This window comes from Boudabousia marimammalium (assembly GCF_001936115.1).
Classification (GTDB): domain Bacteria; phylum Actinomycetota; class Actinomycetes; order Actinomycetales; family Actinomycetaceae; genus Boudabousia; species Boudabousia marimammalium.
In genome coordinates this window covers 1-25940 of record NZ_MPDM01000001.1, presented here as the reverse complement: position 1 = coordinate 25940, position 25940 = coordinate 1, and the positions used below count along the sequence as shown (strand labels likewise).

Genomic DNA, 25940 nt, shown 5'->3' with positions numbered 1-25940 from the left:
AGTCAGCGGACGAAACGACTACGCTGAATTAGCTTGAGGAGGGGACTCACGTTGAGCCCCCTCCTCGGCCTATAAAACTTCCTTCAGGCAAGGTCAGTGATACACGGTGGAAACCCACTGTGGTAGGTTTTCTGTCCGTACCTAGATGATCTCTCGGCTTGAAGGACATGAATCACGAAACCATTTACTCCTAGTCGTTTCTTCTGACCCGGGCGGAAACAATATTTCGTTGAATCGGCACGGTCACCAGTAGTGCGGCGAAGGTCAGGGCGATACCTGCCATAACCATTGCCAGCAGCACGTACATGTTCTGCCAGTTCACCAGTGCTGGCTGGGCGGTGGCGGGCAGGAATCCTAGGATCACAACGAACAGTGTGGAAACCATTAGCGGTAGCAGTACTTGGATGAAGCGGGCTCGAATCAGGGTGCGCACTGGCGTGCCAACGTAGATTAGGCTACGGGCTTCTTCGGCCCGGTCGTAGACGTCAGAGACTTGTTGAATCAGTGTGCCGGTCGCCCCAATGATGAGGGAGAACGCGAAGGCGACCATGACGCCTTTGGAGATGTCTCCGCCTAGTAGCTGGTAGAAACTGAGCCCGTTCACGGTCTGGTCGGCGTTTGGGTTGAAACTGACTTTCATGAGGCTGGAGGCGATGGTTGCGACCAAACCCATGAGGACGATTGCGCTAATGTTCCGCCAGGCTCCCCGAGCGTTAGAGACAACGCGCCGGATCGCAATCAGTCGGGCGGGGGAGGAGGTCGCAACTAGTGGCCGCATGGTGATTTGTAGGAATAGCGGCCCCACAATCGTCACGGCTCCAACGAAAATCAAGATCGCCACACCAAGGGACACTATGGATGCCAGCATTTCCTGGCCGGGTTTGAAATGCGCGGTCTGGTAGAGAATCAGTGCGATAGCTGCGACCAGCACGAGGATCCGCCAGATCCTTACTTGTAGCGGGATGATGCGTTTGGCGACGCCTAGTGGGGATATGGACACGCGCCGCAGCCCAATGATTGTGGAGGTCATTGCAATCAGCGTGACCAGCAGGTAGGCGGCCAGGATCCCCCACCAGGGCAGCAGCATTTCGCTGGCCTGAATCGGCAAGGTGGTGAAACTGAGCGCACCCCAGGCCGGTAGTGTAGCTAGGTAGATTACCAGTCCGACACCAAAACCGATTAGGGCTTGAATGATACTTTCCAGGATGGATAGGACCACGACTTGACCGGTGCTCATGCCGATTAGTCGGAGGGATGCCAGCCGCCGCTCCCTCGCTCCGGCGCCTAGTCGGGCGGCTCCGGCGCCGAGGGTGAGCAGTGGAATGGTCAGCAGGCCCACGGCAACTAGCGCTAAACCGAAGTAGACTTCACCGCCGAAGTCCATTCCGAAGCTGTCCCAGTAGATTTTGGTGACGGTGTTTTGCCGGGCGTGGAACATCCAGACGCCACCGGCGGTGGTCATGGTCAGCCAGGAGGCGACCGCGAAAGCGATTACGGATAGGGCGTCTAGCACGGTGGAGCCGGTGCGAGAAGACAGTCGCGCCCTCGTCAACATGCCAGCTAGAGAGATGGTGTTCATTGCTGGTCCTGCCCCTCGCCCAGACCGTGCCTTTCGCCCAGATTCTGCCCTTCATGCTGGACTCGCCCATCGTAGTGGATGAGGCCGTCGCGGATCTCAATCATCCGGTCACACCAGGAGGCAACTTTCGCGTCGTGGGTGATGACGACCAGGGTGGTGCCGTTCATCTTCGCGGTCGTGGTGAGGACCTGCATGACTTCATGGCCGGTGGCTTGGTCGAGGGCGCCGGTCGGCTCATCAGCGAATAGCACTGCCGGGTCGTGGACGAGGGCGCGGGCGATGGCCACTCGTTGGGCTTGGCCACCCGACATTTCACCGGGCCGCTTCCGTGCCTGAGATTCAACGCCCAGCCGGCCCAGCCACATTTCCGCTGTTTTCAGGGCTTGACCCCTCGTCACCCCGGAAAGCAGCAGTGGGAAGGCGACGTTTTCGCGGGCGGTTAGTTCGGGAACCAGCTGCCCGTCCTGGAAGACGAAGCCGAAAGCGGTGCGCCGCAGTTTGGAGCGTTTCGCGTCGGAAAGCTCGGAAATGGTGGTGGAGCCTAGCTGGACGGCACCCTGGTCGGGGCGCAAAATGCCGGACAGCACGTGCAGGAGGGTGGATTTGCCGGAGCCGGACGGCCCCATGATGGCGACTCTTTCACCCTGGAAGAGATCAATGTCGACGCCGGCGAGGGCGTGGACAGTACCGTATGTTTTCACTAGACCGCGTCCGCGGAGATTCATTTCGTTCATGATTCCATTCTGCCTCCGTGCCGGCGTGAAGAAAATGGAGGTAGCTACCGATTTTATGGTAGAGCTAGCTCTACTTTCTGGCGACTTTGGGTGGTGTGGCGGTGGTGTGGCGGCGGATCTGCGTTCGCCTGTCTAAACTGTGGTTATGTTTGGTTTTCGGCGGCGCCGGGATGTGGCGCGTGAGATTGCGCAGCTGACGGAGTCTCGGCGGGAGATTGTGGCGGCGTTTGAGATTGAGCGCCGCCGCATTGAGCGTGACCTCCATGATGGGGCGCAACAGTATATTGTGGCGACCGGCATGGCTTTGGGGGAGATGTAGCTGCTGTTGTCGGGCCGTGAGTTGCCGCCGGAGTTGGCGGAGTTGCCGTCTTTGTTGGCGCATGCGCAGCAGGTGAATCAGCGGGGTTTGTCGTCTTTGCGGGCGACGGTCAATAATGTGCATCCGAAGGTGCTGTCCGATATTGGTTTGGAGGCCGCGGTGCGGGATGTGGCGGAGCGTTCGCGTTTGCGTGTGGAGGTGCGGGTGCCGCATGAGTTGCCGCAGCTGCCGGAGGGCGTGGTGGCGGCCGCCTATTTTTTGGTGGCGGAGGCTTTGACGAATATTTCTAAGTATGCGCCGTCGGCGGCGGTGACGGTGCTGCTGGCGACGAATGATTCTTTGCGGGTTTCTGTTGCGGATGATGGGCCGGGTGGTGCGTGGATCCGTCCGGGTGGCGGGCTGGCGGGCATGCGGGAGCGGCTGGCGTCTTTCGGCGGTTCCCTTTCGCTGTCTTCCCCGCCGGGCGGCCCGACCGTGTTGCGTGGGGAGATTCCGTTGCTGCTTCGCGCGGGTGAGCCGGGCGTGGTCGTTTAGGGGTGCCGAGGCCGAGGGTGTTTGCGGTTTCTGGTTCGTTAGTTTGAGCGGGGTGTGCGATGAAAATTTTTGTGGCTGATGATGCGGCGTTGATGCGTGAGGGTCTAATCGGTTTGCTGGGCCGGGCGGGTTTTGAGGTCGTCGGGCAGGCGGATAGTGCGCCAGAGTTGCTGTCTGGGGTGCGGGCCGCTTTTGCGGCTGGTGAGCAGATTGACCTGGTGTTGACGGATGTGCGGATGCCGCCGAATCTGACTGATGACGGTTTGCGGGCGGCCGCCCAGTTGCGGGCTGAGTTTCCGGCTTTGGCGATTATGGTGTTGTCGCAGTATGTGGCGCCGGCTTACGCGTCGGTGTTGTTCGCGGCAGATGGTGGTGGCCCGGCTGCTGGTGGTCCGGTGCCCGGTCGCTCCACGTTTTCTGGAGGGATCGCCACTCCCGCAAAATCGGCGGGCTTGGGCTATTTGCTGAAGGAGCGAGTCTCTCGGGTCGCTGATTTTGCGGCTTCTTTGCGGATGGTCGCTAATGGTGGCGTGGTGATTGATCCGGAGGTCGCCACTCAGCTGATTCGGGGGCGTTCAATGGCTTTGGCTTCGTTGACTCCGCGGGAGCGTGAGGTTTTGGAGCTGATGGCGACTGGTCTTTCTAATGCGCAGATTCAAGAGCGCATGTTTTTGTCGGCCGCCGCCGTGTCGAAGCATGTGTCTAATGTGTTCACGAAGCTGGGTCTGCTGCCGGGGGAGGAGAACCGCCGAGTCCGCGCAGTATTGAAGTACCTGACTGAGACGGGTATCAACTAGTTTTTCAGCAAAGTCACCGACTAGCATCAGGCAGACCCCTGTCGTTGGCTGCGCTAGCTTTGCTGGCTGTGCTGGCTGTGTTGTGTTGCTGTGTTGCAAAGTGTCGAAATTGGGTGGAATTTTACGCTTAAAACAGCACTTTGCGACACAGTGCGGCGGTGGCCTTCGTGATGCGGCTGCCTTTGTGGTGTAGGTGAGGGTCTGATTGTGTCGTTGTGTTGCTGTGTTGTGTTGCTGTGTTGCAAAGTGTCGAAATTGGGTGGAGTTTTACGCTTAAAACAGCACTTTGCGACACAGTGCAGCGGTGGCCTTCGTGATGCGGCTGCCTTTCCACCTCTTTGCCCTGCTAGTCTGTACCTATGACTAATTCGCAGCGTATTTGGGGCCTACACAATGATGTTTTAGGCCAGGAACTACTTGACGGCGGCTTCATCTCGATTGGCTGGCCAGCGGTCGGTGATCTGCGTCAGATCGGCAATGACCAGTTAAAAATGCGAGAGGCGGTAGCTAGGGTCTTCCCGGCCGCTAAGCCTGGCGCCATCCCGGTGTGGGCAGGCATGTTGCGTCGTTTCGCTTTCGAGGCGCAGGTCGGTGACGTGGTGATTTTCCCCAGCAAACACGACCGCTCCTTGAACTTTGGGCGCATAACCGGAAGCTATGAGTATGATTCGAGTCGATCTTTGCAGCCGCATCTGCGCCGGGTGCAATGGTTGAAGACCGGAGTAGCGCGTAGCCTCTTCTCCCAGTCGGCTCTTTACGAGGTCGGGTCCGCCCTCACCATGTTTGCGGTGCGTAACTATGCTGAAGAGTTCTTAGCTTTCTTAGGGGCCGAGGATGACGAATCTTTCGTGCGTTCTCACCTGCAGTTACAAGAGAAACAGACTGAGGAGGAAGCTCAGGAAGCTGTCTCGGAGATGCCCAACGCTGACCGGATTGATCAGCATACCCGCGACTTTGTGGCGAATATGCTGCTGACTGAGCTCTCCCATGAAGAGTTTGAGCATTTCACTGCCGATTTGCTTCGTTGCATGGGCTATCAGGCCCGGGTGACGCAGTATGCGGTTGATGGCGGTATTGATGTGGTGGCACATAAGGATTTGCTGGGCGTGGAGCCTCCAATCATTAAGGTGCAGTGCAAGCACACTTCGGCAACACAGGGCGGCCCGGTGGTGCAACAGCTGTTGGGCACTCTAGACCGGGATGAGGCGGGCTTGTTCTTCACTCTCGGCTCATACTCTGCGGATGCTTTGAAAATTGAACGCCAGAAGCAAAATATTCGGCTCTTCTCTGGTGCGGATATTACGGATTTAGTTTTGCGCTATTATGAGCAGTTGCCGTCGAAGTGGCGTAGTAAGTTCCCGTTGCGGAGCGTCTTGGCGGTAGACGAGAATTAAGTTTCGGGGCGAAAGCCTGCCATAGACCCCAAAGAACTTTTTATTGCTGCCGATCTGGAAACAAAGCCGCGGTAATCAGCTGCAAAGCGGTTTCTTCATCGACGCCTAGGGCTGTCGCATTGCGGGCATAGTCGGCGGCCAAGCCCTCTAAAATCTGCTGGTTCTGCTCTGGGGCTTGCGCTCCGGCGGCGACGACGCTCCCTCGTCCTCGTTTTGAAATAATCAAACCCGCCTCCGCTAGCAGGCTGTAGGTGCGCATCACGGTGCCTGGCGCGATCCCTAGGTCGGCCGCTACTGCCCGCACGGTCGGCAGGCGGGAGCCTTCCGGCAGGGTGCCTGCGTGAATCCCCGCGGCAATCTGCTGGTACAGCTGCTCATAGGGAGGGGTGGCGTCAGTGCTGGAAATCTGCAGGCGTAAACTCATTTCCGGCCTTCCGCTTCGCGCTGTCCTAGGCTCAGCTTTGTGTAGCCGCTGAGTGGGGAAAGGTAGAAGACAAGGCTCAGGAGGCAAAGGATTATTGCAGCCAGCGTGAAAACCACGTAAATCCCGGGGATTAGTGCCGCGCCCCAGGATTCTAGTTCGCAAGTGGTGGCAGTGGTGACGACTCCGAAGGTGCTCAGCCCAAGCGAGCTAGCCGCGGTGGTTAGTCCGACAGCGGAGAGGACGCTTTCGGCACTGTTGAAACGCAGCGTGTCATCTGCTGCGACTAGCTGCGGGTCGGCGCCGTTGCGTGGGCGCCTCGCATTAAACCAGAGCGTGAATCCGGCGACCACCACGGTGATGGCCAAGCCCGCGAGGACTGGCAGCGTGTAGTAGCTTCCCGGGAAGGGGCTTGAGCTTTGGAGGCTGCCCTGGCAGGCGACCTGATAATTGCGCATGCGTCCCGCCTCGTCCGGGGCGGCCAGATAGTGAGAGAAAACGACGAGGGTGAGTAGCAGCAGAACCGCCAGAGCACTGACTATGGCGGGCCGCTTGGTGACGTATTGGCGGGCCGTGCGTCGTTCCAAAGCGGCCTTCCCCGGCTGCGTGGCCGCACGGTAGTGTAATCGTTGGTGCAGTAGAATCCCTGCAATCAAAATGATGCCGAAAATGGTGGGGGACAGGGCGTTACCTAAACCTAGCGGCCCCAGGAGGCCGGTGAGAGGGACAGTCAGCAAAGCTAGGAACAGTGCGATTCCTTGCACCAGCCAGGTGGTGCGGTGCATCTGCTGTAGCTGCGGATAGTGGGACGTAATCTGACTCAGTGCGCTCCGGTGCTGGCTTTGCCACACCCAGATGATTGCCACTGCGGCAATCAGTGGGACAAGCAGCATCAGCGTCGGAATGAGGCTAAATAAGGCATGCATTTTCCCTCCCAAACCCTCAAGTTGTATCAACTGTTTGATACAAATGTATTCCTTCCTCAGATTTGTGTCAAGCGATTGTTACAAGCGTGCTGCTGTGGGGAGATTTAGCACCCTCGCCGTCGCCACTTTGCCTGTGCGGCGTATAATCAACGCAGTAGAAGGAGTGACTAATGAGCAAACTAGTAGGTGTCCTAGGTGGTCTTGGACCCAAGGCAACCATTGACTTTCTAGCTGAGGTACTAGATTTTACGGCCGCCACCACAGACCAAGAACACGTAGACATGATTGTCTCTCAGCGGGCCTCCACTCCTGACCGGACCGACGCTATTTTGCATGAAGGGACTGACCCTACCCAGCAAATGATTAAAGACGCCAAAGGACTAGAGACTTTCGGAGCGGACTTCATTGTGGTGCCGTGTAATACCGCCTCCCACTTCATGGAAGCAGTCAGAGAATCAGTCCAGATTCCGGTCGCAGACATTGTGCAACTCACTGTGCAAGAAGTAGTCCGGCGCAGCGCAGACACCAAAAAAGTTGGTGTCATGGCAACTGAAGGCACCCTCGCCGCCGGCGTCTATCAGCGTGCCCTCGAAGCTCACGGCCTCGAAGCGGTGCTACCGGATGCGCGTACCCAAAAGCAGATTACCAACCTGATCTATCAGGGCGTGAAAGCCGGCAAACGGGTCACCCCGGGACAGTTCTTCGCCCCTATTGCGGCGCTACGGCTGATGGGTGCGGACGCGGTCATCAGTGGATGCACCGAACTTTCCGTCATCTATAAGGACCTACAGGTGACCGACTCTGACGTCATCGACTCCATGGACACCCTCGCGAAGTGGACAGTGGTGGCGGCTGATCACCAGCTCCGCGCTAACTCTCATACATAAGTATGATTGCGACAAAGCGCGCTCTCACCGATAATTAAACTCTGGACGCGCCCACGAAACGCACAAGGCGTTCACCTCAGAAGGAAGCTTGCTGCCATGAAAAGAAATCAGAAGACCGTGAAACCAGCGGTCACTGCGCTGATGGCAGCCGCGCTCACCCTCGTCCCTTTAACGGGATGCACGACCGCTCAAACCTACCACATGAAAGACATCGACTATTTCAATGTGGACTCATACACTTGGGCGTTAAATCTTGACTCCGCGCTAGGCAAAAATGCAACCAACCATTCCTATGTTGCCTTTGTGAAAGCGGACGGAAGCAGCCAGTTGCTGATGCGTGATAAGGAAACTGGTGGCCGGTTGATTTGGGACCGGGAGGGGCTCTACGCTTCCGACATGTACGCCGACTACCGGGTTTTACCTGACGGTGAAGTGGTCAGCGCGGATGCGCGACGTGCTCCACTCACGCGTGCGGTCGCTGCCGTACAGAACTCTAACCTGGTTGCCGCAGTGCAGGCGGGCACGGCAGAGAAAGACCAGTCGGGGCAGCAGGTTGTTCTGTCTGAGCCCCGACAGTCGCGGTCTTTCACTGTCCCCAGCGATACTGAATACTCTTTGCTTTCCGCCTGCGGCCTAAATGTTTACGCCGCGAAGGTTGAAAGTGACAATCCCGGGGCCGGCCAGTCGCTCTGGGTGGACTCCATCTTGGAAGCTTCCCAGCCCAGCCATCACTATGTGGCCTCCCAGCCGCTCCCTCTCTTTTCTGCAGATCTGGCAGCTTCCGACGCCCCCTGCTGGGATGGGAAAATCCATTTCCTGGCTACGCAGTGGGGCCAAACTGTCACCCCCGGTTTCAGTGACCAGAGTGAAGAATTCTCGCAGCTTGCCTACCGGGATGCGGATAATCTGAGAATCGTTCCCGCCCTCGGCACCATTGACACCCTGCACCGCACCATCCACTTCACGCCGCTGCGCCAAGCTGACGGCAGGGTTTTCCGCACCAGCGCCGCCGACTTGCGGGTTGCCGCGTACTCTTCCCAGTCGCTCTCCCTTGAGGGGGACGAGGGCGTGCCCCAACTTTACTGGATTAACGGTGACGGTCAGGTTTTGCGTACCAATATTCAAAGCGGTGTCACAGAGACGCTACCAGTGCAGTTGCCGGGCGCCACGGAGGCGACCTCCAGCACTGTGGAAGCACCTGCCAGCACGCCAGAGGTAACTGGAGAGAGCAGCCCTAAGGGGCAAGCCGCTGCCGCCTACACCCGTTACTATTTGACGGCCAGCACCGATGCGTTGACCATCCTGTCGGTCACCGTGGGGCAGGCAGAGAAAGCCGCCACCATCACGAAGATAAGCAAGCGTGATGGTAGTCAGATTTTGCAGCGCAAAGTCACCGGTCTGGAGAAGGTCGAAGCCGATATCCGGATTGCTGGCATCGCAGAGAACCCAGCGAAGTAGGCTTGCTGTAATCAGCCGATCTTGAGGAAGCGACTTCCTGCAAAGAGTCTGCGGTTTGGCTTCTCAAACTGTTTCATCTCTGGGGTAACGGCTTCATGTTCAGTCACCCGGAAGCGACTTTTACCCAGCCGCACTTGAATGGTGCCGTCATTTTGTACGCGAATCACGTTCCAGTCGCTCGCATCAGGGTCAATTCGCCACAGGTCACGGCAGGGCCAAACCGCTTTCACCTCAGCTGTCTGGTCGGCGCGTAAAATAATCTGCGCGTCTTTGCATTGCCGGTCCCGGTCGGCCAAAATCTTGAGCTCTTCCTCGCTGAAACCCATCCGATCAGATTGAGCTAGTTCTTCCGGGGTTTCAGCTTCGGATTTGCCTTCAGATTTGGCTTGCTCAAGCCGGCTAATTCGGTCCTGCTCTTCCGCCCATTTTATGAAGGCAGCGCGCTCTTCTAAAGCTAGGTCGAACTGGTAGGTGCCCACCAAATACTGGGTGGCTTCAGCTACGGTCCTTACCGGTGTTTTCCGGGGCGCGACGCCCTCGGCGCCCTCCCTTTCGGCTCGCTCTGCGCTAGGGTGCGCATCCTCTGAAACTGTGGGGGCTGAAGGCGTCGCGCTGGTGGTTTCAGGGCTGGTAGTGGTGGCTGTATGTTCCGCTGCGCCAGGGGTCGAGGGCGTGCCGGTGCAGGAGCCTAACAGCAAGGATAGGGCAACTGCCGTAGTAGTGATGAGTTTAAGTCGCATAGCTCAATTAGGTTGGGGGACCCGTTGCCAGGTCCCCCAACAGTGTGTAGAGACTAGGAACGCTTACGGTTCCATACTAGTGCGGCAGAGCCCGCAACCAGAAGTGTTAATGTGGCCAGCAAGGCGCCTGAGGCGTTCAAACCGGTCTTGGCTAAGCCGGCGCCAGTCTTGGGAGTTTCAGCGGTGATCTCCGGAGTTTCAGCCGTGACCTGCGGAGTTTCAGCGGTATCCTGCGGAATGGTCGGGCAAGGAGTCTTGTTCTCCAGCAGCTGCAACTCGGTGGAAGCCTCAGCAGTTAGGCTTCTATCAGTTTCCACATTGGCCCCGTCATAGAAGAAAGTGGTCTTAACCGGGCCAGTGTAGTTTGGTGACCAGCCGTAGGCGGGGCGTGCGATATATGGGGGCTGAACATTAGGATCTCCCATTTGGGAGGCGTCCATCAAAGCCACATATTCACCGCTACCCAGGGTGTTTTCCTTGTCGAGGCCGCTTTCAACATGCTTGTAGGTGAAGGTGACTTTGCCCTTTGCGTCCGCTATCTTTTTGTTCAAGTCTGTGCCGGACACCTTCGCCCACAGATGGACAGAAGTTCCCGCAGGAATGTCCTTCAGTTCAACCGGCGTGCCTGCGGCCAGCGAAGTGAGCTCCGGATTCTGGTCAGAAACCACATCAGTAAGCGTCAAGTTCTGCTCAAACATGACGTGCTTCGCTGTCACCTTATTCGGGTTAGTAATAGTGTAGTTAACCCATGCTTCAGGGGTGCCGTTATTGCAGAGCCGTTGCAGTTCGGTGATTGCTTCAGGGGTAGTCGCGTCGGACTGGTTCGCCGGGTAGAAAGCGCTGGAGAGAGTCAGATTGCTTGGCTCCTCAACGGTAATAGCGTTCTGCCATACTCGCATCGTGCCGGTTTCCGGCCCATTCGCGCCGGTGCTGGTGAGAGGGTATTGGATACTGGGGAAAGGCAGAATGCTGCCGCTGTAGCCTTCAGCTAGGGCGAAGGTAATCTTCAAAGTGTTGCGCGGCTGCTTCGGGATGGGCGGAAAACCAGTCGGGGGCTCTGGCGTCATCCCTAAATCCATGGTCCAGGAGATCGTGTCCCCAGCAATTGACACCTTCGTTTCAGGGTTATTCTGGGGGGAGACGATTTCCGCTTTGATGTTGGTAGCGTACTTGGGGAGCGCAGTAATGGTAGCTACAGGGTAGCGTTCATTAGTGGCTGGTATGGTGTAATCACCAGTCAAAAAGTCGACCTTACCAACATTACTGTTGCTGTCAATGTAGAGCGAATAAGTTCCGTCAGAATTCGCATACACGTGTGAGTACACGTCAACGTTTTCTGGCTTGTCTTCAGCTGTGGCCGCCATTGCGACAGCTGACATGGGCGCAAGCAGCAAAGCCAAAGCGGCGGCTGCTGCGATCTTGGTTGATTTTATGATTGCCATGTTGACATCCCTGACATTCTGTAGACAAACGGGATTTGATTCTATCAATATCGCAAGCTGTTCGAACAGTGTTTTAGTAATCTGTGACACAAACGTTGCCCAGTTGTTGCAGAGAAAATTGCAGACTGGGAAAAAGATCCATATAAAAAATGGAGCGAGTGACGGGAATCGAACCCGCGTCATCTGCTTGGAAGGCAGAGGCTTTACCATTAAGCTACACTCGCGTTGCCGGCTGGAAATAGCATGCTACGCCAACTGACCTATAGAGTTTAACAAGAAGAAGGCGCTGCGGTCTAATTTAGGTGCGCTCGCATGAGTGGTGTCCCTCTCATCTGCCCGTTGTGATTAGGATTTCTGGGCTGTCTCGTTTAAGATTTGGAAAGCACGGGGTATGGCGCAGGTTGGTAGCGCGTCCGCTTTGGGAGCGGAAGGTCGTGGGTTCAAATCCCGCTACCCCGACATTTTTTTGCGAAGTTTGATACGCACCCGCGTACAATGTTTTCATGAGTATTTCTGTGAAAGATCTTCGCCCCTCCAATGTAACTCCCGTACCTTTATCCGCTCTGGTTGATGGTTGGGCGCTCAACTCCTCCCCTGACTGGAATGGAGTGGAGGTTTACGGTGTCACCGTGGATTCGCATGACGTGGCCGAGGGTGAGGTCTTTGTCGCCATCCCTGGCGCCCGGGCGCACGGTGCCCAATTCGCCTCCAAAGCGGTCAAGGCCGGTGCGGTCGCCGTTGTTACTGACCGGGATGGCGCTGAACTCCTGTCCAGCGAAGTTGAACTGGGCGTCCCCGTTGTTGAGGTTGCTGACCCGCGCGCCGTGGCGGCTCCTTTAGCGGCCCGCGCCTACGGTAACCCCGCTGAACGGATGAAGCTTGTGGGTGTCACCGGAACCAACGGTAAAACCACTACGTCTTTTGCTTCTTTTGCTGCTTTAGAGCAGGCAGGGGAAAACCCCCTGATTTTCTGTACAGCAGAGATTCGGCTAGGTGACGTCAGCATCTATCCGGAGCGTACCACCATGGAAGGCCCAGTCATTCAAAGAATCCTGGCTCTGGGCCTGGAGCAGGGCTGCCGTTCAGCGGTCATTGAGGTGTCCGCTCACGCCATTAGCTTGCACCGCATCCAGGGAATGAAGTTCGATGTGGTGACTTTCTTGAACCTGCAGCATGACCATCTGGACTACTACCACACTATGGACAACTATTTTGCGGCAAAAGCGCGCCTGTGCTCCAGCGAGTTTACCCGCCGCGCAGTCATCTGTGTCGATGATCAGTGGGGGCAGCGTCTAGCCGCCCAGTGCGATGTTCCTTTCGTTACCTACAGTGCTTATGATCCGCAGGCTAAAGCCGATTGGACGGTCCTGGAAAAGAGCTGGGATTTGGACACCATCTCTACCGATGTGGTACTGGCGAGCCAGTCAGCCGCCGCCCCCTCGTCCTCGGTGAAACTCTCCGTCCCGGTCCCCGGTGAGGTGAACGTGCAAAACGCGGTCGCCGCCTACCTAATGACGACCTGGGGGCTGGGCTTGTCCGCGGATCAGGTGATTGCGGGAATCAAGCGCCTGTCGGTGCCGGGGAGGATGACAATCATGTCCACTCGCGATCAGAGGCGACCCCTAGTGATTGTTGACTTTGCGCACACGCCGGAGGCCCTGGAGTCGGTGCTCCGCACGGTTCGGGAACTGACGCCAGGTCGGCTCATCGTGGTCTTCGGGACCGACGGTGACCGTGACGCCTCAAAGCGTCCAGATGTCGGGCGAGTCGCCGCGGAGAATGCAGATATTTTGTGGGTAACGGACGAAAATCCGCGTTATGAGGATCCTGTGCAGGTGCGCGGTCAGCTGCTGGAAGGAATCCGTAAGGTACGTCCGGAACTGAAAGACGTGATTGAAGTGATCACTTGCCGCCGCGACGCAATCCGGGAAGCGATTCGCTCCGCTCAGGTCGCAGATACAGTGATGATTACAGGAAAAGGTAACGAGCATTACCAAGAGTTTAACGGCGTTATGCACCCATTTGAGGACACAATCGTTTCCGCAGAGGTTCTGGACGCGATTTTCCCGCTGGACTAATCTTTAGCTGGAATCCGTGAGGTATCCGAAATGCAAAATCGTCCTTATCATCCAAACTATGAGTGGATTTGGTCAGGGCTGCCGGAAACCACTGTAGCTTCCCTGCAGTTGACGGTAACTCACCCGCAAGAGGACGTTTTGGCGGCAGCCGTCGCAGATTTCCTAGCGGGCTTGTTCGTGGACAGTAACGGGGTGCATGGCCTGGGAGGCTGGGCGGTTTACCCGATGACTCGGTTATCATCCCCGCACAGGCATATCTTCAATCTGGTTTCTGGTGGTGAAGATGCTGCGGATTCCCTAGTCTCCGGAGCGGATTGGGCTTTCGCGCATTTCTCTAACATTGCGGGTATTCACCTGTATTGGAAAGAGCTACCGTCGCTCCCTCCGCCTACTTTGCCGCCGCGTTAAAAAACCGCAGCCAAAGCTCCCACATGTCGGCATCCACCGCAGCGAAACCGCCGGTACCTGCTGAGAATCAAGTGCTGTGCTGATCAGATGCGGGCGAATCAGATGCGGGCGGACAGAATCTCTTCCAGAGGCCGGTAGTGTTCTGTGACCGCATCCCGGTAGGCTTCCAGGTCGCCCGCTATGGCCGCATTCAGCATCAATTCGTGTGCATCAGCGGTTTGACGCAAGTGATGGGTGATTTCTAAACCAAGTTGCGGAGTGACCGCCATGTGTACCAGCCATAGTGAATGGGCTAACTGCTTAATTACAGTATTAGGTAGTTGGGCTAGCAGGCCCAAGTGGTAGGCAATGTCTTGCTGCTCGAAAGTTTTGCCTTCGGAGGCCAGTACCTGCATCTCACCCACCAGGCGGCGCAGCTCGGGTTGTTTTGTCCCTTTGAGGGTTTTCACGACCTGCTCAGAGCAACCCAAATCAAGGTAGCGACGCACTTCGACGACGTCACGCAGACCTTCGAATCCTTCATTGGAGAGGAGGGTGGAACGGAAAGCGAGGGACTGGACGAGGGGGTCTAGTGACAGTGAGCCGACGAAGCTGCCGCGTCCATGCTCCACTGACACAATATTTAGCGCTTCAAGTTTGCGGATGGCTTCCCGCACGGAAGACCGGGAAACTCCTAGCTGCTCACATAGGGTGGCTTCAGTAGGGAGACTATCTCCAGGGCGCAAACCCTGTTCAAGGATGAGTGCTTTGATAGCGTCCATCACCGATTCAGCGCGCTTGGGGGTGTTTGTGTGCGCAGTTGCAGGTTTGGTTAGCTGCGTCAATCCTGTTAAGCCTACAGAATTTGTTGGGCGCGGGTTCATAGATTCGTCCTTGATATACATGATTCGCGTTATATTGTGTTGGTTGTCCGACAATCGAACAGCTTAGCACATATTGAATTAAGTAACGGTAGGTAACAATCTGGCAACATCGGTTGCGTACGCATATTTAAAGAACTAATGTAGTTGTCAGACATCTTAGGATGTTTTCATCATAGTTGATGGATTTTTTAATCTCGAAGAAGAGGAGATCTCGAATGCGTACCAGCACTCGTCGTGGAGCTAAGGTCGCTGCCATTGCAGCCGCTTCCGCTCTGATCCTATCTGCCTGCTCGTCAGCAGGCGGTGAGTCCAAGGAAGGCACCTCAGAAGGTGCTGCACCTGCAAAAGACACCATTACCGCTCAGGTAGCCTACTCCACCAAGAAGTTCGACCCTTCCTCGACTTCATCGGCTCTGGCTCTGGCAGGTAACTGGCACGTCACCGAAGGTCTGTACGACCTCGACATGTCTACTTTCAAGGTTTACCCGGCTCTCGCAGCTGGCGAACCCGAAATGGTTTCCCCCACCGAATACAAGGTCACTTTGCGTGATGGTGCTAAGTTCTCCAATGGTGAGGCCGTTACCCCGGCTGACGTAGTTTCCTCCTTCGGTCGCACCATGGCCGAGGGTGGTCTGTACCTGTCAATGCTCGACTTCATTGACTCGGTTACCCCCGACGGTGACAAGGCTGTTGTCATTAAACTGAAGAAGCCTTTCCCCTTGGCTCAGCAGCGTTTCTCCTTGGTTCGTATTGTTCCGGAAAAGGCTACCGCTGAAGAGCTGACCGCTATGCCGATTGGCTCCGGTCCGTGGAAGTACACTCAGATCACTGATCAGCAGGTTCACTTCGAAAAGAACGACCACTACAACGGCAGCAAGCCTGCCACCACCATGAAGATGGTTTGGAACGTCAACACGGACGACACCGCTCGCGTGACCGCCATGCAGCAGGGTGACACCGACGTCATGGAAAACGTGCCCGCCAAGGCCTTTGAAACTTTGAAGAGCGCCGGCGCTAAGATTGAAACTGTGCAGGGCTTCAACCAGGCCTTCATCATGTTCAACACCAAGCAGGCTCCGTTCGACAATGTCAAGGCACGTCAGGCCGTTCTGTACGCGATTGACGCTCAGAAGCTAATCGACAACCAGCTGGCCGGCCAGGCTGACCCGGTCACCTCCTTCCTACCGGAGAGCTTCGCTAACTACCACAAGGCAAAGAACGTTTACACCCACGATGTTGAGAAGGCAAAGGCCCTGCTGGCCGAAGCTGGTGTAAGCACTCCGCTTGACTTCACTCTGTACACCACCGACCACAAGTGGGTTACTGAACTGGCTCCCCAGATCAAGAACAACCTGGCTGAGGTTGGCATCAATGTGAACATTGAATCCATGAAGTCTTCCGCTCTGTACCCGAACATCACTGACGTTGATGACGCTACCTACAAGATGGTGCTGGCCCCCGGTGACCCGTCCGTCTTCGGTAACGACCCTGACCTGTTGATGAACTGGTGGTACGGTGACAACGCTTGGACCAAGAAGCGTTCCTTCTGGAACGGCTCTGAGGGCTACAATAAGCTGCATGAGGCCATGGATCGCGCGCTAGCCGCCGAGGGGGCCGCTCAGCAGGAAGCTTGGAACGAGTGCTTCGACATTCTGTCTGAGGAAGTTCCGTTGTACCCGCTGTTCCACCGCAAGGTGTCGACCGCGATTAAGGGCGACGTGTTCTCGAACTACGAGGCAGTGGGCACCACTGGTTTGAGCTTCTTGAACGCAAAACTCAAGTAATCCTTGATAAGTGAAGATGGGGGAACGTTTCAGTCTGATTCGTTCCCCCATCTGCACCAACCGGCTTTATATCGCAGCCGCATAAATCCCCTAAAATATACTTGCAACAGATGAGAAGGGCGTAGTCGTGAATAATTTGATTCGACTATTGGGCCGTCGCCTTGTGGCACTGCCTTTAATGGCCTTTGGAGTGACCTTGTTGGTCTTCTTCCTGATGTCATTTTCCAAATACGATCCGGCTGTAGCAGCATTGGGCGAAAACGCCACCCAAGCTCAGCTGGATGCATACCGCGCTGAAATGGGCTTTGACCGCCCCTGGATTCAGCAGTTCTTTAGCTACATTGGCGGTCTCTTTACCGGTGACCTTGGCGTCTACGGCGTCACCAAGGAACCCGTCGCTGACCGCATTGCCATTGCCTTCCCCATCACCATGCAGGTTACCTTCTTTGGCCTCCTGATTGCTGTCGTGATGGCTGTAATCTTCGGCGTTCTGGCTGCTCTTTACCGTGACCAGTGGCCCGATCAGGCAATCCGTATTCTTTCTATTGTTGCGATCGCGACCCCGTCCTTCTGGCTTGGTGTGTTGTTGATTTACGTATTCCAGATTCAGCTTGCTTGGCTACCTGGTTCCGGTCCTCTTCCGGAGTTCACTTCGGATCCGGGCGGATGGCTTGAGCGTATTATCATGCCGGCTTTCGCTTTGGCTTTGCCGGTCGCTGGTCAGCTGACCCGTATCATCCGTACTTCCATGGTGGAAGAACTGGATAAGGATTATGTCCGCACCGCTATTGGTGCTGGCGTTCCGAAGCGTGAAGTGATTGCTCGCAACGTTTTCCGTAACGCCCTCATTACTCCCATTACCGTGCTTGGTCTGAAGATTGGTTACCTCCTCGGTGGCGCCATCGTGATTGAAGTTATCTTCACTCTGCCAGGCATGGGAACTGTCATGTTTGAAGGCATTAACGGCAACCAGCCCATCCTGGTTCAGGGTGTGGTGTTGGTCGTAGCCTTGGCCTTCATCATTGTTAACATCATCGTGGACTTGCTCTACGTTCTCATCAACCCCCGGATCAGGACGGTATAACCATGTTGTTTGGAAAACGAAAACTTGTTGAAAACGTATCCCAGCCGGGCGTCAAATTCCGTCGAATCCGCAATATGTCTTGGGGTGCACGCCTCTCCCTGTTTGTGATTCTGTTCCTCGCCTTCGTGGCTGTCACCGCGCAGTGGATTGCCCCTAATGATCCATTGAAGATTGTGGGCACCTACATGGCGCCTAACGGCGAATACCTTTTCGGTACAGATAACCTAGGTCGTGGCGTTCTTTCCCGCGTAATGTACGGTACGCGCTACTCCCTGGTGATTGGCTTGTCTGCGATTGCTTTCGCTTTGGTTGTCGGCTCCATCATTGGTGCGATTGCCGCTGTTACCCGTACTTGGATTTCTGAAATCATCATGCGTCTAATCGACGTATTCATGTCAGTTCCCGGTATCGCTCTGGCCGCCGTATTCGTGATCATTTTGGGCCAGTCCATGATTGGCATCATCATCGCTATCGGTATTCTTTACGTACCGCAGATTGCCCGTATTGTGCGCGCTAACGTCATCAGCGAATACGGTAAGGACTATGTTCGTGCAGTAATCGTTTCAGGTGCTCGCGCACCATGGATTCTGCTCAAGCACGTGACTCGTAACATTGCTGCCCCGGTCATGGTGTTCACCACCTTGTCTGTCGCCGATGCTATCGTCTTCGAGGCTTCACTGTCCTTCATCAACGCTGGTATCCCGGAGCCCACTCCCACTTGGGGTAACATTCTGGCTTCCGCTAAGGAAGGCGTCCTCTACGGTTACTGGTGGCAGGCCACTTTCCCCGGCTTGGCCATTATGATTACTGTGCTGTGCTTGAACATCTTGTCTGAAGGCATCACTGACGCCATGGTGGCTGCCCCCAGTGCTGCCGCCCCGACTGAACTTCCTGTCTCTGAGCGTAAGGCTGACCGTCTCCTAGTTGATCCGGTTGCCGCCTACCGTGAGCAGGCTGACAGCCTGAATGAGTCCTTGACGAAGCTACGTGAAGCTGAGCTTTCCCGCAACGACCGCCTCATTCCGCAGTCCACGGAAGCTCCCGTGCTGGAAGTTAAGGACCTATGCATTAAGTTCCCGCGTCACGGTGACGTCGATGTGGTTGACCACGTCAGCTTCGCTATCCGCCCGGGTGAAACCATGGGTTTGGTTGGTGAGTCTGGTTGCGGTAAGTCAATTACTTCACTGGCCATAATGGGCTTGCTGGATCCGAAATCTGAGATTTCCGGCTCCATCATGTTCGATGGTAAGGAACTAGTCGGCATGAGTGCCCGTGAGCATAACGCTTTGCGTGGACATGAGATCGCCATGATCTACCAGGATGCTTTGTCTTCCTTGAACCCCTCCATGCTGATTAAGAATCAGATGAAGCAGTTGACCCGCCGCGGCGGTACTCGCTCTGCTGAGGAGCTGCTGGAACTGGTGGGCTTGGATCCGAAACGTACCTTGGAATCCTATCCGCATGAACTTTCCGGTGGTCAGCGTCAGCGCGTGCTTATCGCTATGGCTTTGACTCGTGACCCGAAGCTGGTCATCGCAGATGAGCCGACTACGGCCTTGGACGTGACTGTGCAGGCACAGGTGATTGATCTGCTGAACGATCTGCGTGAGAAGCTTGGCTTTGCCATGATGTTCGTGTCGCACGACCTCGCCCTCGTCGCCAAGGTCGCCCACTCCATCACCGTAATGTACGCCGGTCAGGTGGTGGAGCAGGCCTCCACCCGTGAGCTGCTCACAGATCCTCGCCATGAGTACACTCGTGGTCTGCTGGGTGCGGTTACTTCTATTGAAGCCACTCAGGGTAGGCTCCACCAGGTTCCTGGCGTGGTGCCCAGCCCGAAGGACTTCCCGAAGGGCGATCGCTTTGCGCCTCGTTCTTCTCACCCCGATGTGGGCTTGGATATCAGGCCTATCTTCAAGCAGGTACCAGGCACGTATCACTTCTATGCGGCACTGCCTGACGATGTAGTTGCTGGCGCCAGCGCTAGCGAAGGAGAGCTGTGATGACAACTCCAATCATTGAGCTAGATAATGTTGAGGTAACTTTCAAGACTCGCGCCGGCACGGTTTTCAATCCTCATTTGGTGCATGCGGTTCGCGGTGTTTCACTGCAGCTCATGCCGGGTGAGACTATCGGTATCGTGGGTGAGTCCGGTTGTGGTAAATCAACTACCGCTAACGTGATGTGTGGTTTGCAACGGGCAACCAAGGGCAAGGTTATGTTCAAGGGCCGTGACGTCACCAAGCGTTCCGCGAAGGAACGCCTGGAAATCGGTCGCGTCGTCTCTGTTGTCTTCCAAGATCCTGCGACTGCTTTGAATGCACGTATGCGGGTGCGTGATCAGCTGATTGACCCGCTGGTTGTCCACAAGATTGGCACCAAAGAAGAGCGCCAGGCTCGGGTGAATGAGCTGATTCATATGGTGGGCCTGCCGGGCTCCTCTTTGGATGCTCTGCCCGGTCAGCTGTCTGGTGGTCAGCGTCAGCGCGTCGCGATTGCCCGCGCCTTGTCGTTGAAGCCGGACGCCATCATTGCTGATGAGCCGACCTCCGCTTTGGACGTGTCCGTCCGTGCCCAGATTCTGAACCTACTGTCAGACCTAAAAACTGAGTTGAATCTATCACTGGTGTTCATTAGCCACGATATTCAAACGGTTCGTTATGTTTCTGACCGTATTATGGTGATGAACGGAGGCAAGATTGTGGAAGAAGGCCCCGCTATGAAGGTCTTCGCACAGCCTGAGCATCCGTACACTCAAACTCTCTTGGGCGCAGCACCTTCATTGTTGCACCCGACTGAAGCCGAACGCGCTTAACCACTACAGATTTAAGAAAGTAGAATCATGAAGCACTCATTCAGGGGCGTAGTTCCCCCGGTCGTCACTCCGTTAACGGACTCTGGCGAGCTAGATAAAGAAAGCTTGGCTCGCTCCATCAATCGTATGATTGACGCGGGCGTTCACGGCTTGTTCATTTTGGGTTCCTCCGGTGAAGTAGTGTTCTCCACTGACCAGCGTCGGCGTGAGATTATTGCTGCCACCATGGAAGTCGTCGCCGGCCGCGTACCAGTAATGGTTGGTTGCATTGATACTGAAACCAAACGCGTGATTGAGCACGCTAAGGTCGCTAAGGAGCTGGGCGCGGACGCCATCGTTGCGACTGCTCCGTTCTATGCGCTGGGTGGTCTGCCGGAGGTGGAACGCCACTTCCGTCTCATCCATGAAGCCATCGATTTGCCGCTCTTCGCCTACGATATTCCAGTTTGTGTTCACACTAAGCTTCCTGGGCCACTGTTGTTGCAGCTGGGTAAGGAAGGTGTGCTCACCGGTGTGAAGGACTCTTCCGGTGATGACGTCGGTTTCCGTTTCCTAGCGCAGGACAACGCTAACGCCGGACACCCGCTGGTGCTGCTGACTGGCCATGAGATTGTGGTCGATGGTGCGTACATGTCTGGCGCGGATGGCGCGGTTCCCGGTTTAGGTAACGTCGATCCGGAGGCATACGTGCGTCAGTGGGATGCTTACCAAAAGGGCGATTGGGATGCTGTCCGTAAGGAACAGGACCACCTGGCTAGCTTGGCCCGCATCTTCACTGTTACCCGTGGAGTCGCTGGGTTCGGCGCAGGCGTTGGTGCTTTCAAGACGGCTTTGCGTTTGATGGGCGTTTTCAACACCAACAACATGCCTGATCCGGTTCTCCCGCTTGAAGGCGAAAACGTTAGTGCGATCGAAGCAGTTTTGCGCGATCGTGGAATGCTCTAACAACTAGTTAACAGAGGTCAACGGTGCGTCACGTTATTGCCATCGACATCGGTGGAACCAAGATTGCGGGAGCTTTAGTTGCTTTGCTGGAGTCCGGTGAAACGCCTCCAGCGGCTGTAGCTGAGCGGCTTCGCGGATTTGTTACGGCCCGTAGTGCGGTTGCCACGCATCCGACTTGGACTGCTGCCACGGTGAAAACCGGTGGCAATGATGTGGCCGCAACCGTTGTCTCTGTAGTACAGAAAGTGATCGCTCACGCACAGTCGCATGGTCTGACACTGTCTGGTGTCGGTATCGGTAGCGCTGGCGTGATTGATCCGACCGGTCGCATGATTGCTTCAGCGACCGACGCGATTCCGGGCTGGACCGGCACTAAGCTGGCCGATATTGTGGAGGCCGCCACTGGTCTTCCCGTAATCATTGAAAATGACGTTCATGCCCATGCCCGCGGTGAGGCCGTCGGCGGCGCCGGTAATCCTTTTGCTTCCACGTTGATGGTGGCGGTCGGTACCGGTATCGGTGGTGCTTTCACTGAGGGTTCACGCATTCTGCGTGGAATTCGGGGACTGTCCGGACATGTTGGACATATCGTAGCCCCGGGTGCTGAGGGTAATCTTTGTTCCTGCGGGGCGGACGGTCATTTGGAGGCGATTGCTTCCGGTCCTGGTATGACCCGCTGGTTTAATCAGCGCGGCGGCAATGCCGTTGATGCCCGCGATTTGGAAGCACAGGCTGAGGCGGGGGATGAGCTGGCGATCCAGGTGATGGCCGAAGCTGCCACCGCGACCGGTCAGATTATTGCCGGCCTAGTGAACTGTTTCGATCCTGAGGTCGTAATTTTGGGTGGCGGGCTGGCCCGTGCCGGGGATTTATACTGGGGGCCGTTGAAGGCCGCGTACCAGACGCAGCTGATGCCTGCCTTGCGGGATACACAGTTGTTGCCTGCCGCTTTGGGTTCCGCTGCCGCCCTAGTTGGTGCGGGCGAGTTGATTCGTTATCATTTGGATGAGTTTGGAGATCGCTGATGGTTCATCAGGCTGATATTTCGGTTGCGGGAGTCTTGGAGGCTTCCCGAGGTTTGATTGTTTCTTGTCAGGCTTACCCGGGTGAGCCTTTGCGCACCCCGGAGGTTACGGCGCGTATGTGTCAGGCCGTGGTGGCTGGGGGAGCAGTAGCTGTCCGGGTGCAGGGCGTGCAGGATATCGCCGCTGCCCGTCAGGCCGTTGAGGTTCCCGTGGTTGGTTTAATTAAGTACGGGCACGAGGGCGTCTACATTACGCCGTCGGTTGCTCATGCGCGGGCCGCCGCTTTGGCTGGTTCTTCGATTGTGGCGATTGATGCCACGTCGAGGGAGCGTCTGGGTGGAACTTTTGCGGATGCTTGCAAAGCTATCCATGATGAGTTCCCAGGTGTTGCCGTCATGGCTGACTGTGGTTCTTTGGATGATGCGTTGATGGCTGAGGATGCTGGTGCTGATTTGGTCGGCACTACGCTGGCTGGTTACACGGGGGAGCGCCCGAAGACTGACGGCCCTGATTTTGAGCTAATCGATCAGGTGTGTGAGCGGATTTCTGCACCTATCGTGGTGGAGGGGCGAATCCACACGGTTGAGCATTTGCGTCAGGTTTGGCAGCGCCCCATTCATGCTGCGTGTGTAGGGACTGCGATTACGCACCCAACTTCGATTACTAGTTGGTTCGCCAAAGTAACTTTGTAGCCGTCAATTTGGTTAACTTGGGTTGTGGAGCTCTTCCGTCTTGGGAGGGCTCCACATAGTTTTAGAGGGATTGAAGGGGCTTTATTTTAACGCGAGTTTTGGGTGTAAACCACAGCCTTTGCGCAGTAGTTTTGTAACCGTTTTGGTGTGTTTAGAATCATATGGCTAGGTGGATGCGATTTTGTAATTCCAGTTTCGACACTCATTGCTGAATGATAATCTGAGAAGTAATGGTGCTTGGTCGTGCACGTCCGTGCAGTGAGTTATGGACCATGAAATTGAATTAATGTCATCAAGTGAAAAGAGATAATAGGTGAGTATAAAAAGCTCTCTTACACAGAAAGGGGGTGGAGGCTGTGTGCGTTCTGGACCTGGTCCAATGAACCGCATTGTTTCCACCTTCGCTGCTTTTGCAGTGACTTTGGCTGGAATTGTGGCGATATACCACTATCCTGTGGCTGAAGCTGTTGATCCAGGCTCAAATACTGCTACCGCTATTGAGGCTGATGCTCTAGATTCATCAAACCAGTGGTATATGGATAACTGGGCGAAGATTGATAAGGTTTTTGATCGGTCGAACGGTGGTGCGACAGTAACGGGCTATGGTGTGTTGCTTACTGCAAACACGTCTTCTTTGAATGGTGGAGGAAATGCTCCTCTTCCTGATGGTACGCCGGTTTATTTGCGATGGGTGGATAAGGATGGCCAAGTTTTACCTATCTACAAGACGAGGACTCACCGAGGCTATGCGGGTGCTCCGAATCCTAGTCCTTATGCGTTTGCGATTCCGCAGTGGACTGATAATAGCGGAACCGTTCACACTCTAATCATGTCGGGTGCTAAGCGGCCTTTAGTTCGTGTTTGGATTGACCCTTACGTTAGTCCTGACACTGGTAACCAGGTTGTTCAGATGAAGGATGCTGCCGCGAATGTGCCAGCTTTCTCCCATTACAATTTCGGTGCTTCAGTTACTACCCTGGCAGGACAGTATGCGAATAACTATACGGTTTTTATGACTGAGTTGCCGACCAGTGGTTACATGACTCGCCCTCAGGGTGAGTGGATTGAAACTCCCGTGGGGCAGACCGGCGGGCTGGGTGTTAAACAGTACGTGTCCGGTAAGGTCTGGTTGGAGGCTCAGGGTTCTGATTTGGCTTCTGGACCGACTCAACTTGGTGCTGATCGTCCTGCAGCCAGCTATAAGGTTGTCATGTCTTCGTTGACGAATGAAGGAGCTGTTGAGGCTGCAAAAATTCGTCAGCAGCCGGTAGAGAATCGGGCTTTGTTATTTAAGAATTTGCTTACTGAGCATCCTGAGTATATTGCCGAAACTGCATATACGCACACCAATGCTAAGGGTGAGTATCTTATTAAGTTTACCGAGGGCAAATTGGACCAGGATAACATTTATGGTTATGTTGAGGATCCTGAGGGTAACCCGATGCCTGCATATTCTACATGGACGATTCCCACGTATGGTAAACCTGACGCATTCACTTTGGCGCAGCCTTTGGCTAACCCTCTTTACCGGCCGGTGAAGAAGGCATGGGAGAACGTACACTTTGCTGTTATCCCCTATGTTAGCCCCGTTCTGGAAATTACTAACTATGACACTAATACGCGTCCTGCCCCTCCGGGTGGGAAGGCGCTCATCGCAGTTAGTGGTAACTTGAGTAAGGTGGGGACTTCCATTGTTTGGAAGAACGCCAATGGTGATGAAGTAAAGCGCTGTGACGATATTGCTTCCTTGCCGCAGGCAAATGACTGCACCTATGATATTCCTTCGGATGCTCAGACCGGTGACGTTTACCGGGTTGAGCTTCAGGCTTTGGGGAATGTGATTGCGGTTGATTCGTTAATCGTGTCGAATATTCCTAAGGTGAACTATGAGCCGGTTGCTGTTGAGGCAGGGGTGAACACTGCATCGTCTGCGGCTCCAACATTCGATAATCCGGCAACGGAGCAGGTTGAAAAGGGTCAGGCTCCGGCAGGTACAACTTACCGACTGGCTGATAATGCGCCGAAGGGTTACACCATTAACACTGATACCGGTGTGGTGTCTTGGACGGGTGATCCTAAGGAGGCAGATGAAACTGTTGTGGTTCCGGTGGTTGCGGAGATTGTTAACGCTGTTAACAATAAGAAAGTGGATCGTCCGGCGGAAGTTACCTTCAACTTTAAGGGTAAGTTGACTGCGCAGAAGGTTGATCTGAAATATGACGACCAGGAAGCAACAGTAGGAACACCTAAGGACTCTACTCCGATTTTCACTGGAGAGGGTACTGCAGATGTGGCCACGTTGCCCGCGGATACAGTGTTTAAGCTGGGAACGCTTCCTGAGGGTGTGGCTGCTGAAGATGTTGCTATCAACACCTCGACTGGTGTAGTTACTTTCACCGGAACGAAAGCTCAGGTAGGGAAGTCTTACGATATCCCGGTTGTAGCTACGTTCGCTGATAAATCAACCGAAAACGCGGTAGCAAAGTTTACTGTTGGTGATAAGCCTGATGCTGATAATGATGGTGTGTCTGATGATGCGGATCAGTGTGTGAATACTCCTGCTGGTGCGGTTGTTGATGCTAATGGTTGTGCGGTAGCGCCGGTTTTGGGTGAGGTGCCTAAGGTTAATGGGACTATTGGTGTGGAGATTACTCCGATTGAGGTTCCTGTTACTAACACTGGTATGAATGAGGGTCTGACTTGTACTGCTGCTGGCTTGCCTGCTGGTTTGTCGGTTGCGTTGAAGGCTGATGGTTCTGCTTGTGTTATCTCTGGTACTCCGACTGAGAAGGTTACTGATAAGCCGTTCACTGTGACGCTTGGTTTCACTAAGCCTGATGGTGATAAGCCTGCTGGTACTCCGGTTGCCAAGGAGGGTACTGCCACTGTTGGTGATAAGCCTGTTGCTCCGAATTGGGAAGACACTACCGGTAAGCCTGGTGATGATGTTGTAGTTCCTAATGCTGGTGGCGATGTTCCTGATGGTGCGACAGTTGAAAGCACTGGTCCTGGTAC

At 55.4% G+C, this 25940-nt stretch carries 24 protein-coding genes and 2 tRNA genes; 18 read left to right on the top strand and 8 right to left on the bottom strand.

Features of this window, described 5'->3' with window-relative positions:
* Positions 1 to 190: 190 nt before the first annotated feature.
* Both BM477_RS00120 and BM477_RS00115 read right to left on the bottom strand, forming a co-directional pair.
* A complete protein-coding gene (locus BM477_RS00120; protein ID WP_075360663.1) occupies positions 191 to 1579 on the bottom strand; it encodes an FtsX-like permease family protein in 1389 nt (462 codons plus the stop codon).
* Entirely contained in the window at positions 1576 to 2313 is a 738-nt protein-coding gene (locus BM477_RS00115; RefSeq protein ID WP_075360662.1) for an ABC transporter ATP-binding protein, read from the bottom strand. Before BM477_RS00115 ends, BM477_RS00120 begins: the two co-directional genes overlap by 4 nt.
* Between BM477_RS00115 and BM477_RS08320 the strand changes: the two genes are divergently transcribed.
* The 5 genes from BM477_RS08320 (at position 2312) to BM477_RS00100 (ending at position 5357) form a co-directional block, all read left to right on the top strand.
* Positions 2312 to 2449: a hypothetical protein gene (locus tag BM477_RS08320; protein ID WP_158024326.1), complete on the top strand. Its 138-nt coding sequence runs from the start codon at positions 2312 to 2314 to the stop codon at positions 2447 to 2449. The genes BM477_RS00115 and BM477_RS08320 overlap by 2 nt on opposite strands.
* 9 nt (positions 2450 to 2458) lie before the next feature.
* A complete protein-coding gene (locus BM477_RS08495) occupies positions 2459 to 2632 on the top strand; it encodes a histidine kinase (RefSeq protein ID WP_245792767.1) in 174 nt (57 codons plus the stop codon).
* Positions 2633 to 2638: 6 nt separating this feature from the next.
* Positions 2639 to 3166 (top strand): sensor histidine kinase, encoded by a 528-nt coding sequence (locus tag BM477_RS00110; RefSeq protein WP_245792765.1) that lies wholly within the window; start codon positions 2639 to 2641, stop codon positions 3164 to 3166.
* A 59-nt stretch (positions 3167 to 3225) separates the two neighbouring features.
* Positions 3226 to 3963, top strand: coding sequence for a response regulator transcription factor (locus BM477_RS00105; RefSeq protein ID WP_075360661.1), 738 nt, complete (start codon positions 3226 to 3228; stop codon positions 3961 to 3963).
* 359 nt (positions 3964 to 4322) lie between these two features.
* Complete coding sequence (locus BM477_RS00100; protein ID WP_075360660.1) at positions 4323 to 5357, top strand: restriction endonuclease; 1035 nt, start codon at positions 4323 to 4325, stop codon at positions 5355 to 5357.
* Positions 5358 to 5397: 40 nt separating this feature from the next.
* Here the strand turns inward: BM477_RS00100 and BM477_RS00095 are convergent, their stop codons facing one another.
* Entirely contained in the window at positions 5398 to 5781 is a 384-nt protein-coding gene (locus tag BM477_RS00095) for a GntR family transcriptional regulator (protein ID WP_075360659.1), read from the bottom strand.
* Entirely contained in the window at positions 5778 to 6704 is a 927-nt protein-coding gene (locus BM477_RS00090; protein WP_075360658.1) for a hypothetical protein, read from the bottom strand. The genes BM477_RS00095 and BM477_RS00090 overlap by 4 nt, the downstream gene beginning before the upstream one ends.
* 170 nt (positions 6705 to 6874) lie before the next feature.
* On the opposite strand from BM477_RS00090, the gene cuyB reads away from it, so the two are divergent.
* Both cuyB and BM477_RS00080 read left to right on the top strand, forming a co-directional pair.
* Positions 6875 to 7591, top strand: coding sequence for a cysteate racemase (cuyB, locus tag BM477_RS00085; protein WP_075360657.1), 717 nt, complete (start codon positions 6875 to 6877; stop codon positions 7589 to 7591).
* A 96-nt stretch (positions 7592 to 7687) separates the two neighbouring features.
* Complete coding sequence (locus tag BM477_RS00080; protein ID WP_075360656.1) at positions 7688 to 9049, top strand: hypothetical protein; 1362 nt, start codon at positions 7688 to 7690, stop codon at positions 9047 to 9049.
* An 11-nt stretch (positions 9050 to 9060) separates the two neighbouring features.
* Here the strand turns inward: BM477_RS00080 and BM477_RS00075 are convergent, their stop codons facing one another.
* From BM477_RS00075 to BM477_RS00065, 3 genes are all read right to left on the bottom strand, one after another.
* The gene (locus tag BM477_RS00075) at positions 9061 to 9789 is read right to left on the bottom strand and encodes a hypothetical protein (protein WP_075360655.1); all 729 of its coding nucleotides are present in this window, start codon (positions 9787 to 9789) and stop codon (positions 9061 to 9063) included.
* A gap of 53 nt (positions 9790 to 9842) precedes the next feature.
* Complete coding sequence (locus BM477_RS00070) at positions 9843 to 11231, bottom strand: hypothetical protein (RefSeq protein WP_075360654.1); 1389 nt, start codon at positions 11229 to 11231, stop codon at positions 9843 to 9845.
* A 150-nt stretch (positions 11232 to 11381) separates the two neighbouring features.
* Positions 11382 to 11455 (bottom strand) — tRNA-Gly (locus BM477_RS00065).
* A gap of 161 nt (positions 11456 to 11616) precedes the next feature.
* Between BM477_RS00065 and BM477_RS00060 the strand changes: the two genes are divergently transcribed.
* The 3 genes from BM477_RS00060 to BM477_RS00050 all read left to right on the top strand — a co-directional run bounded on the left by BM477_RS00060 (position 11617) and on the right by BM477_RS00050 (position 13717).
* Positions 11617 to 11690 (top strand) — tRNA-Pro (locus BM477_RS00060).
* A 44-nt stretch (positions 11691 to 11734) separates the two neighbouring features.
* Complete coding sequence (locus tag BM477_RS00055; protein ID WP_075360653.1) at positions 11735 to 13309, top strand: UDP-N-acetylmuramoyl-L-alanyl-D-glutamate--2,6-diaminopimelate ligase; 1575 nt, start codon at positions 11735 to 11737, stop codon at positions 13307 to 13309.
* A 30-nt stretch (positions 13310 to 13339) separates the two neighbouring features.
* Positions 13340 to 13717: a hypothetical protein gene (locus BM477_RS00050; protein WP_075360652.1), complete on the top strand. Its 378-nt coding sequence runs from the start codon at positions 13340 to 13342 to the stop codon at positions 13715 to 13717.
* Positions 13718 to 13815: 98 nt separating this feature from the next.
* On the opposite strand, the gene BM477_RS00045 is transcribed toward BM477_RS00050, so the two are convergent.
* Positions 13816 to 14580 carry a FadR/GntR family transcriptional regulator gene (locus BM477_RS00045; RefSeq protein WP_143230144.1) on the bottom strand — a complete coding sequence of 255 codons (765 nt, stop codon included), beginning with the start codon at positions 14578 to 14580 and terminating at the stop codon, positions 13816 to 13818.
* Positions 14581 to 14795: 215 nt separating this feature from the next.
* On the opposite strand from BM477_RS00045, the gene BM477_RS00040 reads away from it, so the two are divergent.
* From BM477_RS00040 to BM477_RS00005, 8 genes are all read left to right on the top strand, one after another.
* Positions 14796 to 16364, top strand: coding sequence for an ABC transporter substrate-binding protein (locus tag BM477_RS00040; RefSeq protein WP_075360650.1), 1569 nt, complete (start codon positions 14796 to 14798; stop codon positions 16362 to 16364).
* A 127-nt stretch (positions 16365 to 16491) separates the two neighbouring features.
* Positions 16492 to 17448, top strand: a complete 957-nt coding sequence (locus BM477_RS00035) for an ABC transporter permease (protein WP_143230143.1) — start codon at positions 16492 to 16494, stop codon at positions 17446 to 17448.
* Positions 17449 to 17450: 2 nt separating this feature from the next.
* Positions 17451 to 19451, top strand: coding sequence for a dipeptide/oligopeptide/nickel ABC transporter permease/ATP-binding protein (locus tag BM477_RS00030; RefSeq protein ID WP_075360649.1), 2001 nt, complete (start codon positions 17451 to 17453; stop codon positions 19449 to 19451).
* Positions 19451 to 20263 carry an ABC transporter ATP-binding protein gene (locus BM477_RS00025; RefSeq protein WP_075360648.1) on the top strand — a complete coding sequence of 271 codons (813 nt, stop codon included), beginning with the start codon at positions 19451 to 19453 and terminating at the stop codon, positions 20261 to 20263. The genes BM477_RS00030 and BM477_RS00025 overlap by 1 nt, the downstream gene beginning before the upstream one ends.
* Positions 20264 to 20290: 27 nt before the next feature.
* Positions 20291 to 21208: a dihydrodipicolinate synthase family protein gene (locus BM477_RS00020; protein WP_075360647.1), complete on the top strand. Its 918-nt coding sequence runs from the start codon at positions 20291 to 20293 to the stop codon at positions 21206 to 21208.
* A 23-nt stretch (positions 21209 to 21231) separates the two neighbouring features.
* Entirely contained in the window at positions 21232 to 22233 is a 1002-nt protein-coding gene (locus BM477_RS00015; RefSeq protein WP_075360646.1) for an ROK family protein, read from the top strand.
* Positions 22233 to 22925 (top strand): N-acetylmannosamine-6-phosphate 2-epimerase, encoded by a 693-nt coding sequence (locus BM477_RS00010; RefSeq protein WP_075360645.1) that lies wholly within the window; start codon positions 22233 to 22235, stop codon positions 22923 to 22925. Before BM477_RS00015 ends, BM477_RS00010 begins: the two co-directional genes overlap by 1 nt.
* Positions 22926 to 23283: 358 nt before the next feature.
* Positions 23284 to 25940, top strand: a 2657-nt coding sequence (locus BM477_RS00005) for a Rib/alpha-like domain-containing protein (protein ID WP_143230142.1), incomplete at its 3' end; no start/stop codon positions are given.